This window comes from Ralstonia mannitolilytica (genome assembly GCF_905397375.1).
GTDB lineage: Bacteria > Pseudomonadota > Gammaproteobacteria > Burkholderiales > Burkholderiaceae > Ralstonia > Ralstonia mannitolilytica.
Map to the genome: position 1 here is coordinate 24,261 of NZ_CAJPVG010000003.1, position 14,811 is coordinate 39,071.

General features: G+C 64.0%; 15 protein-coding genes and 1 pseudogene. 11 read left to right on the forward strand and 5 right to left on the reverse strand.

Annotation, left to right across the window (positions count from 1 at the left end):
* Positions 1–68: 68 nt before the first annotated feature.
* Positions 69–641 (forward strand): Ntn hydrolase family protein, encoded by a 573-nt coding sequence (locus KHN96_RS08220; protein WP_045786966.1) that lies wholly within the window; start codon positions 69–71, stop codon positions 639–641.
* Between the two features lie 56 nt (positions 642–697).
* Entirely contained in the window at positions 698–2,479 is a 1,782-nt protein-coding gene (gene lpdA / locus KHN96_RS08225) for a dihydrolipoyl dehydrogenase (RefSeq protein ID WP_062738488.1), read from the forward strand.
* 106 nt (positions 2,480–2,585) lie between these two features.
* On the opposite strand, the gene KHN96_RS08230 is transcribed toward lpdA, so the two are convergent.
* Together KHN96_RS08230 and KHN96_RS08235 are read right to left on the reverse strand one after the other, a co-directional pair.
* Positions 2,586–3,146, reverse strand: a complete 561-nt coding sequence (locus tag KHN96_RS08230; RefSeq protein WP_062738489.1) for a hypothetical protein — start codon at positions 3,144–3,146, stop codon at positions 2,586–2,588.
* Between the two features lie 330 nt (positions 3,147–3,476).
* Positions 3,477–4,055, reverse strand: coding sequence for a phasin family protein (locus KHN96_RS08235; RefSeq protein WP_045786963.1), 579 nt, complete (start codon positions 4,053–4,055; stop codon positions 3,477–3,479).
* 401 nt (positions 4,056–4,456) lie between these two features.
* Here KHN96_RS08235 and KHN96_RS08240 point away from each other — a divergent pair, with 401 nt between their 5' ends.
* From KHN96_RS08240 to pbpG, 5 genes are all read left to right on the forward strand, one after another.
* Positions 4,457–5,419: a histone deacetylase family protein gene (locus KHN96_RS08240; RefSeq protein WP_257984042.1), complete on the forward strand. Its 963-nt coding sequence runs from the start codon at positions 4,457–4,459 to the stop codon at positions 5,417–5,419.
* Complete coding sequence (locus KHN96_RS08245; RefSeq protein ID WP_045786961.1) at positions 5,416–6,333, forward strand: DMT family transporter; 918 nt, start codon at positions 5,416–5,418, stop codon at positions 6,331–6,333. Before KHN96_RS08240 ends, KHN96_RS08245 begins: the two co-directional genes overlap by 4 nt.
* Positions 6,334–6,386: 53 nt before the next feature.
* Positions 6,387–6,830 (forward strand): acyl-CoA thioesterase, encoded by a 444-nt coding sequence (locus KHN96_RS08250; RefSeq protein WP_045786960.1) that lies wholly within the window; start codon positions 6,387–6,389, stop codon positions 6,828–6,830.
* A gap of 14 nt (positions 6,831–6,844) precedes the next feature.
* Positions 6,845–7,552: a nitroreductase gene (locus tag KHN96_RS08255; protein WP_062738491.1), complete on the forward strand. Its 708-nt coding sequence runs from the start codon at positions 6,845–6,847 to the stop codon at positions 7,550–7,552.
* A 439-nt stretch (positions 7,553–7,991) separates the two neighbouring features.
* Positions 7,992–9,179 (forward strand): D-alanyl-D-alanine endopeptidase, encoded by a 1,188-nt coding sequence (pbpG, locus tag KHN96_RS08260; RefSeq protein ID WP_045786958.1) that lies wholly within the window; start codon positions 7,992–7,994, stop codon positions 9,177–9,179.
* 73 nt (positions 9,180–9,252) lie between these two features.
* Here the strand turns inward: pbpG and KHN96_RS08265 are convergent, their stop codons facing one another.
* The gene (locus tag KHN96_RS08265) at positions 9,253–10,050 is read right to left on the reverse strand and encodes an IclR family transcriptional regulator (protein ID WP_045786957.1); all 798 of its coding nucleotides are present in this window, start codon (positions 10,048–10,050) and stop codon (positions 9,253–9,255) included.
* A 240-nt stretch (positions 10,051–10,290) separates the two neighbouring features.
* Here KHN96_RS08265 and KHN96_RS08270 point away from each other — a divergent pair, with 240 nt between their 5' ends.
* The 4 genes and pseudogenes from KHN96_RS08270 to KHN96_RS22955 all read left to right on the forward strand — a co-directional run.
* Complete coding sequence (locus tag KHN96_RS08270; protein ID WP_062738493.1) at positions 10,291–11,016, forward strand: (Fe-S)-binding protein; 726 nt, start codon at positions 10,291–10,293, stop codon at positions 11,014–11,016.
* 29 nt (positions 11,017–11,045) lie between these two features.
* Positions 11,046–12,455 carry a LutB/LldF family L-lactate oxidation iron-sulfur protein gene (locus KHN96_RS08275; RefSeq protein WP_062738494.1) on the forward strand — a complete coding sequence of 470 codons (1,410 nt, stop codon included), beginning with the start codon at positions 11,046–11,048 and terminating at the stop codon, positions 12,453–12,455.
* On the forward strand, positions 12,452–12,733 hold the full coding sequence (locus KHN96_RS08280; RefSeq protein ID WP_045786954.1) for a hypothetical protein: 282 nt from the start codon (positions 12,452–12,454) through the stop codon (positions 12,731–12,733). Before KHN96_RS08275 ends, KHN96_RS08280 begins: the two co-directional genes overlap by 4 nt.
* A 68-nt stretch (positions 12,734–12,801) precedes the next feature.
* A pseudogene (locus tag KHN96_RS22955) lies at positions 12,802–13,107 on the forward strand (TM2 domain-containing protein); the annotation flags it as partial.
* Positions 13,108–13,296: 189 nt separating this feature from the next.
* Here the strand turns inward: KHN96_RS22955 and KHN96_RS08290 are convergent.
* Together KHN96_RS08290 and aat are read right to left on the reverse strand one after the other, a co-directional pair.
* Positions 13,297–14,058 (reverse strand): arginyltransferase, encoded by a 762-nt coding sequence (locus KHN96_RS08290; RefSeq protein WP_062738495.1) that lies wholly within the window; start codon positions 14,056–14,058, stop codon positions 13,297–13,299.
* Entirely contained in the window at positions 14,045–14,791 is a 747-nt protein-coding gene (aat, locus tag KHN96_RS08295) for a leucyl/phenylalanyl-tRNA--protein transferase (RefSeq protein WP_062738496.1), read from the reverse strand. Before aat ends, KHN96_RS08290 begins: the two co-directional genes overlap by 14 nt.
* Between the last annotated feature and the right edge of the window lie 20 nt (positions 14,792–14,811).

Consider the following 14,811-nt stretch of genomic DNA (forward strand, 5'->3'; position numbering starts at 1 on the left):
GGCTTCGGGCCTGTGCGTGCCGACCCACATGGGCTTGCGGCGGTCGGCGAACTTCTCGCGAGGGCGACATGACGACGTGCGTGGTGGTCAAGAAAGACGGCGAAGTGGCGATTGCAGCCGATTCCCTGGTGACGTTTGGCGATACCCGCCTGGCGCGCGGCTACGAGCAGAACCAGAAGATCTTTCAGGTGGGCGATTCGTTGATCGCGCTGGCGGGCACGACGGCCCACTTTCCGGTCATGCGCAGCCTGCTCACGGGCCTGGCCGATGAGTGTCGCCTCGGCTCGCGCGACGACGTCTTCCGAACCTTCCTCAAGGTGCACGAAAAGCTGAAGGACGAGTACTTCGTCAACACCAAGGAAGACGACGACGACCCGTATGAGTCGTCGCAGATCACGTGCCTGATCGCCAACCCGACCGGCATCTACGGCGTCTATTCGTACCGCGAGGTGTTTTCGTTCGACCGCTTCTGGGGCATCGGCTCGGGGCGCAATTTCGCGCTGGGCGCCATGTCGGCGGTGTTCGATCTGCCCGGCAAGAGCGCCGCAGATATTGCGCAGGCCGGCGTGTCGGCGGGCGTGGAGTTCGACAAGAGTTCGGGTGGCCCGATCGAGGTGCACACGGTACGTCTGCAGGATTGAAAGCGTCGGCGGCCAGGGCAATGCCCGCAGCCGACGACAAGAACAAGGAGTCAGGAATGAGCGTGGTGGAAATCAAGGTGCCGGACATCGGCGATTTCGATGCGGTGGAAGTCATCGAAGTGCTGGTCAAGGCGGGCGATGCCGTCGAGAAAGAGCAATCGCTGATCGTGCTGGAATCCGACAAGGCCAGCATGGAGGTGCCGTCGGACGTGGCCGGCAAGATCGTCGACGTGAAGGTCAAGGTGGGCGACAAGGTCAGCAAGGGTACGGTGATTGCCACGGCGGAAGCAGGCGCTGCCGCAGCGCCCGCACCCGCGCAGGCACCGGCTCCGGCCGCTGCGCCCGCCGCGGCTGCGGCGGTATCGGCCCCAGCACCGCAAGCGGCCAAGCATGCCGGCGGCGCCGATATCGAATGCGAGATGCTCGTGCTGGGCTCGGGCCCGGGCGGCTACTCGGCAGCGTTCCGCAGCGCAGACCTGGGCATGAACACGGTGCTGGTCGAGCGCTTCTCCACGCTCGGCGGCGTCTGCCTGAACGTCGGTTGCATTCCGTCGAAGGCGCTGCTCCACACGGCCGCCGTCATGGAAGAAGTCAAGGCGATGGCTGCACACGGCATTGTCTATAGCGAGCCCAAGGTCGACATCGACCAGTTGCGCAAGCACAAGGAATCCGTGATCGGCAAGCTGACCGGCGGCCTGGCCGGCATGGCCAAGGCGCGCAAGGTGCAGGTCGTGCGCGGCGTCGGCACGTTCCTCGATCCGAACCATCTGGAAGTCCAGCTGACGGGCGGCGACGGCAAGGCCACGACGGGCGAGAAGAAGGTCATCCGGTTTGCCAAGGCCATCATCGCCGCGGGCAGCGAGGCCGTGAAGCTGCCGTTCATTCCGGAAGATCCGCGCATCGTCGATTCGACCGGCGCGCTGGAACTGCGCCAGGTGCCCGGCAAGATGCTGGTGATCGGCGGCGGCATCATCGGCCTGGAAATGGCGACGGTGTACAGCACACTGGGCGCACGCATCGACGTGGTGGAAATGCTCGACGGCCTGATGCAGGGCGCCGACCGCGACCTCGTCAAGGTGTGGGACAAGATGAACAAGGGCCGCTTCGACAAGGTCATGCTCCAGACCAAGACGGTCGGCGTGGAACCGAAGCCGGACGGCATCTACGTCAAGTTCGAAGGCGATGCCGCGCCGGCCGAGCCGCAGCGTTACGACATGGTCCTCGTGGCCGTGGGCCGCAGTCCGAACGGCAAGCGTATCGGCGCCGAGAAGGCTGGCGTGGCCGTGACGGACCGCGGCTTCATCAATGTGGACAAGCAGCAGCGCACCAATGTGCCGCACATTTTCGCGATCGGCGACATCGTCGGGCAGCCGATGCTGGCACACAAGGCCGTGCATGAAGGCCATGTGGCAGCCGAAGCCGCACACGGCGAGAAGGCGTATTTCGATGTCAAGCAGATTCCGTCGGTGGCCTATACCGATCCAGAAGTGGCTTGGGCGGGGCTGACGGAAGAGCAGTGCAAGGCGCAGGGCATCAAGTACGGCAAGGGCGTGTTCCCCTGGGCCGCCTCCGGCCGCGCCATCGCCAATGGCCGCGACGAGGGTTTCACGAAGGTGATCTTCGACGAAGAGACACATCGCATCATCGGTGGCGGCATTGTGGGCACGCACGCGGGCGACCTCATCAGCGAGATCTGCCTGGCCATCGAAATGGGCGCAGACGCCGTGGACATCGGCAAGACCATCCACCCGCACCCGACGCTCGGTGAATCGGTGGGCATGGCGGCGGAAATCTATGAAGGCGTGTGTACGGACGTGCCACCAGCGCGTAAGCGTTAATGCAATTAACCGCCTTGTTTTTCAGAGCACCATAAAACAGGCTGGCAAAGCGAGAAGGGCTGCTCCGTGGTGGGCAGCCGTTTTTTTGGCGCGTCTGGTGTCGCGCTCAATGACGCGGTTCAATGGGCCGGCGGTGGCGGCGCAGCAGGCGCAGTGCGGCTGTCAGGCGGCGCCAAGCCTGATGCACGAGACCGTCCCGGTGCATGCGCAAGTCAGCAAGCCGTGCTTGCAGCGTTTTCCATGTCGGTGTGGCTTTCAGGGCGGTCACCATTCGGCGTTTCCAGGCGAGGAACGCGGTCTCCCAACGCGCATACCAGGCCAGCGTATGCAGTTGCGGCCGCACGGCGCAGTAGATCCGTACGCCGAGCCCTGTGCTGACGACTTTGGCCAGCACCAGCACCAACGTCCCCGCAATCAGATGGCCGCGGGCCAGCACGTAGATCGCTGCCAGCTTGAAGGGAAGCAGCGCCAGCATGGGCAACGCAAAGGCGCAGAGCGCCTCTATGGGTTGCAGCGCAGCGAGCCGCCGTTCCGCGGCCTGCACCAACGGATGCGCGGAGAGCCGGGCGGTGAGACGCAGCATGACCTTCCAGATCCATTCCTCGAACAGCAGGATGAGCGCTGCGATCAGGATCAGGCCGCGTTTGGCCAAGGATTCGCGAGACATCGTGATGGGGACAGGGGCGGCGAGCCGCAATACCGAATGGAGCGCCGCGCTGCCACAAAAGTTCGCAATTTGAAGGTTGCGCTACGTTTGCAGCACACAAAAAACCCGGCCGAAGCCGGGTCAAAGGTACTCACTGATCACCACTGAGGACAGGTTTTCAGCAGCGGTACCGAGGAGACAATCTGACGAACACCTGCAATGGACTGGCCAGCCGGCGCCGGAGTTCCGCGCAAATGCGCGCAAAACAGGGCGTCTGGAAGACGGGCTCGATGCACCAAAGCAAAACGGGCCTCCCGAAGGAGGCCCGCTTGTCAGACGCAGTTGACCGGATCAGGCAGCGGTCGTGGTCTTCTTGCCGGCCGCGGCACGTGCCTGGGCCGAAGCTTGGGCAGTGGCCTTGCTGGCGGCGTTGGCGGCAGCGTGGAAGTTGCTCTCAGCCAGTTCCACGGCTTGCTTGGTGGCCTTCTGCACCGAGTCGTAAGCATTGTTGGCAGCCGACAGAGCCGACTTCACGAGGGCCACCGCCGATTCCGAACCGGCCGGAGCGTTCTTGGACACGTTGTCGACCAGCGCTTGCAGCTTGCGGCTGTTTTCTGCGATTTGCAGCTCAGCGGCCTTGCTGAACTCGCTTTGCGTGTCCGAAGCGATTTCGTACAGGTGGCGGCTGTAGGCCAGCACCTTCTCAGCCAGCGGCTGGACGGCGGCGGTCTGCACCGACAGCAGTTCCTGGGCGTCCTTGGCGGACAGGGCCTTCTTGGCGTGTTCGACGTTCTCAGCCAGGGTAGCCTTGACGACTTGCAGGTTCAGTTCGACCAGCTTTTCGACGCCTTCAAATGCCTTGTTGGTCAGGCCGAAGAAGGTTTCCAGGTTGGCCTTGTGCGCCGCAGCGATCTGTTCCTGAGTCAGCATGTTGTCTCTCCAAATACAAAGGTGGGTCGGGAAATCAAAATCAAAATTTAGATCGCCCAGATGTACAAAGCGTGACGTTCAGCGTCGGGCCGTCCAGGCGACATCGCGATGGGTCAGGGATGGTGCATCGCAACAATTTCATTGTTGTTGAATGCCAAACGAGTGTCAAGCATTCTTTGTGCATCGCACAAAAATCGGATTTTGCCGATTTTTCGTGCGCGGGAATTGCGCAGAGAACCGTTTGGCGTGATTTTTTGTGGCAGAAAAATGCGCGTTTATGGTGCGCAATCGAACGGGAAAGGGCGTCGGAGCGACAATCTCGTCTCAAAAAACAGGCGAGGGCGCACCGGGTTAGCATGCGCCGGACTGCCGATTACGTTGTAGTGCGATCCCAACTTCACATGCGCGCGTTCTATACCGATCATTTTGTGTTGCCGCTGCCGCCGGGGCACCGCTTCCCGATGCGTAAGTACAGCGAGTTGCGGCAGCGGGTGCTCACCCAGGTGTCGGGGGTGCAGATGCAGGAGGCTCCCCGCGCTGATGACGATGCGCTGCTGCTGGCGCATGCGGCCAGCTATATTGAGGCTGTCAGCGGCGGCACGCTCGACCCGGCGCGCCAGCGCGAGATCGGTTTCCCGTGGTCGCTCGAGATGGTCGAGCGCAGCCGCCGTTCGGCTGGCGCGACGATGGCCGCATGCGAGGCCGCCATGGTCGACGGCATCGCCGTAAATCTGGCAGGCGGAACACACCACGCCTATGCCGACAAGGGCGGTGGCTTTTGCGTGTTCAACGACGCGGCGATCGCTTCACGCTGGATGCAGCGCAGGCCGGGCAGAACCCCCGAGGACTTTCCGGTCGCGATCATCGACCTGGATGTGCATCAGGGCAACGGTACGGCATCGATCCTGCGCGACGATCCTTCGGTCTTCACCCTGTCCGTGCATGGCGAGAAGAATTATCCGTTTCGCAAGGAAGCGTCCGATCTGGACGTGGGTCTGCACGACGGCTGCTGCGACGACGATTATCTGCAGGCCCTGACCGGCGCCCTCGATATCCTGGCGGGCCGGTTCAAGCCGCGCCTCATTATTTACCTGGCGGGGGCGGATCCGCACGAAGGCGACCGCCTGGGGCGGTTGAAGTTGACCCTGGACGGCCTGGCACGGCGCGACCAGGAGGTGTTCGATTTTGCGTATCAGCGGTGCATTCCGATTGCCGTTACCATGGCGGGCGGCTACGGCAACAATATTGACGACACCGTGGCTGTCCACGCGCAGACGATTGCGCTGGCCGCCCGGCACGCACAGCGTTGGGCCGCCCGCGAAAGCGCTGCGGCTGCATCGACCTCTCTTCCGCTTTCCGCATGACACAAGCGTATTCCGTTGCGCCCGCGCAGGCGCGCGATTCCCTGTTCGTCGCCGCCATGCCATGGCTCTTCGTGCTGATCTGGAGCACGGGCTTCATCGTGGCCAAGTACGGGATGCCGTACGCCGAGCCGATCACCTTCCTGTTCCTCCGCTTTGTCGGCGTGCTGGTGTGCCTGCTGCCGCTGGTGTGGCTGGCGCGCGTGCCATTACCACGCAAGGCGGGCACGGGCGAGACCGATTGGGCCACCGTCGGCCACATCGCCGTGGCGGGTGTGCTGATGCAATGGGGATATCTGGCGGGCGTATGGGCGGCGGTCAAGCTGGGTATGCCTGCCGGGATGACCGCGCTCATCGTCGGCATGCAACCGATTCTCACGGCGCTGTACGTGTCGATGCGCGGCGAGCGTGTCTCGGGCCGCCAATGGCTGGGCCTGTTGTGCGGCATTGCCGGTGTGGGCCTGGTGGTGGCCAACAAGCTGCATCTGGCCGGTGTGGGCGTGACGACGCTTGCCCTGTGCGTGGGCGCGCTGCTGTCGATTACCGTGGGCACGCTGTATCAGAAGCGCCATTGCCCTGTGTTCGATCTGCGCATGGGCACGTGCATCCAGTTTGGCGCCTCCGCGCTGCTCTGCCTGCCGTTCATGTTCTTGTTCGAGACCCGCGACGTGCATTGGACCGTGCAGATGATCGGCTCGCTCGTGTGGTCGGTTCTGGCGCTGTCGATTGGCGCGATCTCGCTACTGTTCGTGCTGATCCGCAAGGGCGCGGCCACCCGGGTGACGTCGTTGCTGTATCTGACGCCGCCCACGACCGCCGTGATGGCGTGGGCGCTGTTCGGCGAGCGGTTTCCGCCGCTCGCGGCACTCGGCATGGTCGTTGCCGCATGCGGCGTGGCCCTCGTCATCCGCAAGTGACCTCGCCCGGGCCGCTGGTATCCTCATCACATTCGATTGCCCCGCTGACACCCATGAGCACGCCACGCCAGACGCGCGACGACTACCGCCATTTCCACACCATCACCACGCGGTGGATGGATAACGACGTCTACGGCCACGTCAACAACGTCGTCTACTACAGCTACTTCGACACCGTGGTGAACGCGTATCTCATCGGCGAGGGCGTGCTGGACCCGGAGCGCAGCGAGACCATCGGCCTCGTCATCGAGACGCAATGCAATTACTTCGCGCCGCTGTCGTTTCCGGATCCGGTGGTGGCAGGGCTGCGCGTGGCGCGCCTGGGGAACACGAGCGTGCGCTACGAGGTGGGCCTGTTCCGCGCAGACGCGCATGAAGCCGCTGCACAAGGCCACTTCGTGCACGTGTATGTCGATCGCGAAACGCGCCGGCCGGTGCCGTTGCCCGGTGCGTTGCGTGCGGTGCTTGAGCCGCTCGTCTCCAGCGCCGTCGCCTGAGCGTTTGCGTCGCCATGAACGACCGCCGACCCACCGCTGCTGAAGTCGAGCTCGTCGATCGCGCCATCACCTCGCGCCGTTCAGTTCGCGCGTTCCTGCCGACGCCTGTGGCACGCGAAGACATTGAAGCGATTCTGGACGTGGCGCGCCGCGCGCCCTCCGGCAGCAACACGCAGCCTTGGAAGGTGTACGTGCTGACGGGCGAATCGAAGGCGCGCCTGTCGGAATCCGTGCTCGCGGCATACGACCATCCGGAAGTCGACACACTGCATCGCGAGGAATACCCGTACTACCCGCGCACGTGGGTCGATCCGTATCAGAGCCGCCGCCGCAAGGTCGGCTGGGATCTGTACGGCCTGCTCGGCATCGGCCGCGCCGACAAGGAGCGCATGCACGCCCAGCACGCGCGCAATTTCCGGTTCTTCGACGCGCCGGTCGGCATCATCTTCACCATCGACCGCGTGATGGAGCAGGGCAGCTGGCTAGATTACGGCATGTTCCTCGAAGCCGTCATGGTAGCGGCCCGTGCGCGCGGCATCGATACATGCCCGCAGGCCGCATTCACCCAATTTCACCGCGTCATCCGCGAGCAACTCGGCCTGCCCGACGAAGAGATGGTCGTCTGCGGCATGTCGATGGGCTATGCGAACCCGACGGCCATCGAGAACACCCTCGTCACCGAACGCGCGCCTGTCTCGCACTTCACCCGTTTCCTCGGCTGACGTCGCAATCGGTGCCGCCTGCGTGCTACAGCGCACATCGTCGCGCAAAGCGAGAATTGGCGCGGAAAAGTCCTCGAAATATGTCAACAGATTCGACCGATGTGTCGTTAGACTTTCCATCATGCGATACCGCGTACGAAGCGCGCGTGTCGTGAGGCACGGTCCGGGCAAATTGTCAGCCGCAATTGTTGTTGACAGACGCGAGGGAATCTCGTGGCGATTTCCGACTCCGTTCTCATTGCACGCAGAGCGTCATGTGCTGTTTGCGCAACTTTTTTCGCCCTTTTCGTCCTGCCTTGGCAGGAGATTGCGTCGAAATGATGACCGAATGATAAGGCTCCCGAGGTCAAACTTTAACGGCGTGAGCTAAGTCCTTCATCTTGCTAAGAATTTTGTTTTTGCCTACACTTGCGCCATCTCACGCGCGGGTGATCGAACCATGTCACGGTCTGTTTCCTCATTTTTTCGACGTCTCGGCTTCGTTTCGCTGATGACCGTCGCGCTCGCCGCCGCGTCCATCACGACCGCTCACGCGGCCACGTCGTCCAAGAAGCCTGCTGCCAGCAAGACCGCCAAGACGAAAGGCAAGGCCGTTGGCAAGCACAAGGCCGGCGCCAACGTTGCAGCTGCAAGCAGCGACGAAGCCGCTACCACCAAGGTCCGCAAGGTCGTCACCGTCAAGGGCAAGCGCCGCGTGATCGTGGTCGAGCGCGGCGCGCGTCCGGTGCGCGCCGCTTTCGTGCCGGCAGCCCCCACGCTCGGTGAGGCCATGGGGCTGCGCTCCACGCCCGATGCACTGGCGCTGCGTTCGTCCGTTGCGCTCGTGATGGACCAGAACACCGGTGAGGTGCTGTTCCAGAAGAATTCGTCGGCGGTGTTGCCGATTGCGTCCATTACCAAGCTGATGACCGCGCTCGTCGTGATGGATGCGCACCAGCCGATGGACGAACTGCTCGAGATCACCGAGGAGGATCGCGACTACGAGCGCAACACCGGCTCGCGCCTGCGCTTTGGCACGATGCTCACGCGTGAAGACCTGCTGCTGCTGGCGCTGATGTCGTCGGAGAACCGTGCAGCGTCGGCCCTCGGCCGCAACTATCCGGGCGGCCGTCCGGCCTTTGTTGCCGCCATGAACCGCAAGGCCCGCGAACTCGGCATGAACGACACGCACTACGTCGATTCGAACGGCCTGTCGAGCAGCAACGTGTCGAGCGCGCAGGATCTGGCCAAGATCGTGATGGCTGCCTACAAGGTACCGCTCATCCGCCAGTTCACGACCACGACCGAGCACACCGTCAACGTGAACGGCCGCTCGCTGCATTACGTCAACACCAACCGCCTCGTGCGCGGCGGCGACTGGGACATCGGCCTGCAGAAGACCGGTTTCATCAACGAGGCGGGCCGCTGCCTGGTCATGCAGGCCAATGTGCACGGGCGCAACGTGGTGATGGTGTTCCTGGATTCCGCCGGCAACCTGACGCGCTTTGCCGATGCCACGCGCGTGCGCCACTGGCTGGAGCGTAATCCGCATGTCGAGCCGGCCACGCAGGCAGCTGCGCCGCTGCGCAATGTTCCGGTGTCGACGCAGCCGCCGGCCGTCCTGGCTTCGGAGCAGCACGGCGCCTGATCTGCCGCATGCCCCAACAAAAAAGCGCGTTCGAGGACGCGCTTTTTTGTTGGGCCGACACCTGCACGGCGCGCTATTCGACGCGCGCTGCCGGTTCTTCGTGCGTGTAGCCCATCCCCTTGGAAATCTGCAGGGCGGTGTCCTTGAGGTTTTCCAGCCAGCTGTCCTGCAGCCGGTCGGCCGGCGCGGACAGCGACAGACCTGCCACCAGCCGGCGCGAATCGTCATAGATGCCGGCAGCGATGCAACGCACACCCAGCTCCAGTTCTTCATTGTCGCGCGCGTAGCCGTTCGTGCGGACCCAGTTCAGCTCACGTTCGAGCTTGGGCAGGTCAGTGATCGACGTGCGCGTGTGGCCCGACAGGCCCGTGCGTGTGGCATAGGCTCGCACTCGGCCGATCTCGTCGGCGGCCAGGAACAGCTTGCCGACCGATGTCAGATGCAGCGGAGCGCGGCCGCCGATGGCGCGCACCACCTGCATGCCCGACCGCTCCGAATAGGCGCGTTCGATGTAGACGATCTCGTCGCCCTGGCGTACGGAGAGGTTGACCGTCTGGCCGGTCAGGCGGTGCAGCGCGCGCATTGGCGCCAGCGCGGCTTCGCGCACCGACAGGCGTGCCTTGACGAGGTTACCCAGCTCAAGCAGTCGCATGCCGAGGCGGTAGCTGCCAGGGTCGGACCGATCGACAAAGCGGCAGGCCACCATGTCGTTCAGGATGCGGTGGGCGGTGGACGGGTGCAGGCCAGTGCTGGCCGACAATGCCTTGAGGCTCACAGGGTCGGCATGTTCGGCCAACGCGTCGAGCAGCATCATCATGCGTTCGATGACCTGGATGGACGTCTTGCCAGGGTCCTTGTCTGCTTCTGCCATGGGTGCAGTGGGTTGCGGATGCGATGCAAAATTTTATCCCACCATGTGAAAACGCGCACCCTCCCATCGCATGATCCCGTCTATTTTCGAGGGCATGCTCAACTGTGCCGAAGGTGTGCCTGCGTAGGGCAGGTGAAGTGCACTCACGACCAGCATGAACAAGTTCTGTGCCGTGCGAGCCGCCCGGGACGGACATCCGGGCGCATAATGGCGGCTTCCAGAAGAGACATGAGAGTTCCCATGCGCGTAGGTCTGTTCCTCACTTGCCTGGTCGATCTGATGCGGCCCGACATCGGGTTTTCGGTGTTGAAGCTGCTGGAGAAGGCGGGTTACGAAGTGATCGTGCCGCCCGCGCAGACGTGCTGCGGCCAGCCGGCCTACAACTCTGGCGACCGACCCCTGGCGCGCGACCTGGCCGAGAAAACCCTCAAGGAATTCGAGCAGTTCGACTACGTCGTCATTCCGTCGGGTTCGTGTGGCGGGATGATCCGCAAGCACTACGCCGATCTCTTTCGCGACGATCCGGAACTGGCCGGCCGTTACGAGCGCCTGGCGCCTCGCGTGCACGAGTTGACCGATTTCCTGGTCAACGTGGCGCGCGTTGAATCGCTCGATTCGGAATTCAAGGGCCATGTGACTTACCACGATTCGTGTTCCGGTCTGCGGGAGCTCGGGGTGAAGGCGCAGCCGCGCGAGTTGCTTGCCAAGCTGCCGGGGGTGCAGCTGACCGAGATGCCGGCGTGCGAAGCGTGCTGCGGCTTCGGCGGCACGTTTTCGATCAAGTACGGCGACATCTCCACCGCCATTGCCGATGAGAAGTGCGCCAACATCAAGGCGAGCGGCGCCGATGCCGTGGTGCTCGGGGACGTGGGCTGCATGCTCAACATCGAGGGCCGCCTGCGCCGCACCGGCGACACACGCACGCGCGTGCTGCATATCGCGCAGGTCCTGGCCGGCGACGCCTGACCCCACGAACCCGACGGAGACGCAATCGCATGCAAGTCCGCAGCATGGAATTCAAGGCGCGCGCCGGCCAGAAGCTTGCCGACCAGCGCCTGCAGCAGAACCTGACCAAGCTCTCGACCAAATTCGTCACCGCGCGCGCCGCGGCCATCCAGGAGATCGACTTTACGGCGACACGCGAGGCGTTGAAGGAGCGTCGCAACCGCGCGCTCGAGAACCTCGACGTCTGGCTCGCCACGTTCGAAGCCGAAGCCACGCGCCGTGGCGCCAAGGTCCTGTTTGCCGAAACGACGGCCGATGCGGCGCGGCTGGTCGCGGAAATCGCGCGCAGGCACGACGTGAAGAAAGTCATCAAGAGCAAGTCGATGGTGACCGAGGAGATGCGCCTGAACCAGGTGCTCGGCGAGATGGGCGTGCAGAGCATCGAGACCGACCTGGGCGAATACATCCTGCAGATCAACGACAGCGAGCCGCCGTCGCACATCATCGCGCCGGTGGTGCACAAGGATAAGGAAGAGATCGCAGATCTCTTTGCCAAGACCCACAAGAAGCCGCGCCTGACCGACATTCCGCAGATGACCCGCGAGGCGCGCGAGGTGCTGCGGCCCGAGTTCCTCTCTGCCGACATGGGCGTGACGGGGGGCAATTTCATCATTGCCGAAACGGGCTCGGTCGCCATCGTCACCAACGAAGGCAACGAAGGCATGTGCACGATCATGCCGCGCGTGCACGTTGCCGTGACCGGCATCGAGAAGGTGTTGCCCACGCTCGAAGACTTGGCCACGGTCATGCGCCTGCTGCCGCGCTCGGCCACGGGGCAGGCCATTTCCAATTACTTCTCGCTGTTGACCGGCCCACGCGCCCCGGGCGAGCAGGATGGCCCGGAGCATATGTACTTCGTCCTCGTCGATGGTGGCCGCAGTGGCCTCATCGGCGGCGCGTTCCAGGAGATGCTGCGCTGCATCCGCTGCGGCGCGTGCATGAACCACTGCCCGGTCTATCAGAAGATCGGCGGCCACGCGTATGGCTGGGTGTATCCCGGCCCGATGGGCAGCGTGCTGACGCCGAGCTACGTTGGGCTGTCGAACGCCCTGGATCTGCCGCAGGCTGCCACGCTGTGCGGCGAGTGCAATCGCGTGTGCCCGGCGTCCATCCCGCTGTCGGACCTGCTGCGCACGCTGCGCGAAAAACAGATGGAGCGCGAACTGCGTCCGCCATCGGAGCGCTTCGGCCTGCGGGTGTGGGGCTTCATGGCGCGGCGTCCCGCGCTGTATTCAGCCGGCACATGGGTCGCCGCACGCGTGCTGCGCTGGATGGGCGGCGACAAAAGGCTGATCCGCTCGCTGCCGGTAGGCAAAGGTTGGACGGACACGCGCGACATGCCCGCACCGGCCGGCAAGACGTTCCGCGAGCTGTATCGTGAAAAGAGGGCCCGGGCATGACGGCGGCTGAATCGTTGCAGAACCTGCGTGAGGCGCTCGAACGTCACACGAAATCCCCCGACTTGCCGCGACTCCTGAATCAATGGCGCGACGATGCCACGCTCGCGCCGCTGGCCGTCCTGCCGCCGGCCTATGACCAGGTCCGACGCTCGCTGCTGCAGCGGCTCGATATGGCGGTGTCGTTCGGCGAAGAGAGCTGCTCGTTCTCGCCGGCGTCGCTGCTCGCGGAAATGCGGTTGTGGACAGACAAGGCTGAAGCCAAGCTCGCCGCCATGTAGCCGGTGGTCGACATGGAACGTGCCATGCGGGTGAGTGTCTGACACGTTATCCCGTGGCAGCCAGCGCCATGAACCGGACCGCCCGCGAAACCATGCTGTACGACGCCCTGAAGAAGAGCGCGGGACTCGCCTGCCTGTGGTGGTTTCCTCCTGGGTCTTCCGGTCGGGCCGCTTTGATCTGAAGCGGCCGGGAAGCGCCATCGCGCAGGCCGTCACCAGTATCGGGGGCACGTGGTGGCGTCCGCGATATGGGCAATACCGCCGACTCGGTGCTGGCAGTGATTGGCGGGCGTTGGGTACTTGGGGACTTGTTCCTGATTCCGGGGATGGTCCGTGCGTACAACACGGTGTTGGCCGAGCAACTCGGCCACGCCCGGACAGGGGGTGACATCATGAGCAAGAGAATCGCGTGGAAACGTGCAGCGTTGTGGGCGGCGGGCCTCGTGTGCGTCGGCGCAGCGCTGACGGCGTGCACGACGTCGCGTGATCAATATCGCGACAGCTCGAACATCAGCACGTATGGCGTGGTGGACGTCGGCATCGAGCGCACGTCGCGCTGACAGTCAACCCTTGGCTGGCGCCACGTCGTCAAATGGCCGCCATTCTCCGTTGACCAACAGCTCCAGCGGCTGAAACAGCGCCTTGTACGCCATCTTCCGGCTCTGTTCGATCCAGTAGCCGAGATACACATAGGGCAGGTCCAGCGCCTGCGCCTGGGCGATCTGCCACAGCACGTTGTACGTCCCGTAGCTGGCCTTGTGCTCGAGCGGATCATAAAAGGTGTAGACGGACGATAAACCGTCTTCCAGCACGTCGATCATGCTCACCATGCGCAACTTGCCCGCGGATGGCGACTCGGGCGGCTCGCGAAACTCCACCAGGCGCGAATTCACGCGGCTTTGCAGCAGGAACTGCTCGTACTGGTCGCGGCTGTCGTGGTCCATGCCGCCGCCGGCGTGGCGAATCGACTGGTACAGCAGATACAGCTGGTAATGCTCTTCCACATAGGTAAGCGGCGCCACCAGGGCTTCGAGTGACTGGTGTCGTTCCGCCGCCCGGCGCTGCGCACGCGACGGCACGAACTGATCGACCACGACGCGGCATGGCGTGCAGGCATGGCAGTCGTCGCAATGAGGGCGGTACGTGAAGATGCCGCTGCGCCGGAAGCCCGCGCGTACGAGCTTGGAATAGACGTCGGCGTTGATGAGGTGTGCCGGCGTAGCAACTTGCGACCGCGCCAGGCGGCCATCCAGGTAGCTGCATGCGTAAGGCGCAGTGGCATAGAACTGCAATGCCGAGAGGGGGAGTTCCTTAAGCTTGCTCATTGCGCGTAGTCCACCGGCGGAGTACCGACTTGTCGAAGTACCACGGCACGATGGCCGGCGCGTTGGCCGCTTCCCGCACATGTGCGAGAAACGCCGCGCGCGGCACCGGCGCTGCGCCCAGCGACGCCAGGTGCTCGGTCTCCTGCTGGCAGTCTATCATCGCGACGCCCTGGCCGCCCAGGAAGGCGCAGAGGGCCGCGAGCGCAATCTTCGACGCGTCGGTGCGACGCGCAAACATCGATTCGCCGTAGAACATCCGGCCCAGAGACACCCCGTACAGTCCGCCCACACGCTCGCCCGCATACCAGCTTTCGACGCTGTGCGCATAGCCGCGGCGGTGCAGGGCGGTGTAGGCGTGGATGACGTCCTCGGTGATCCACGTGCCGTGCTGGCCGGGGCGGGTCGTCGTGGCGCAATCCACCATCGTCTCGCGGAATGCGTGGTCGATGCGGATTTCCCATGCCGGATTGTCGAGCACCCGGCGAAGCGTCTTGCGGAAGGTCGTCGACACGCGAAAATCTTCCGGGCGCAGAACCATGCGCGGATCGGTGCTCCACCACAACACCGGCTGGCCCTGGGCATACCACGGAAAAATGCCTTGCCGATATGCGATGAGCAGCCGTTGCGGAGACAGATCCGCGCTGGCCGCCAGCAACCCGGGCGCCTCGGAGTCTGGCCCGAGCGCACGATCGACCGGCGGGAAGGGATCGTGCGGATCCAACCAGGCGATCATGATGCGGACAACTTGGGATG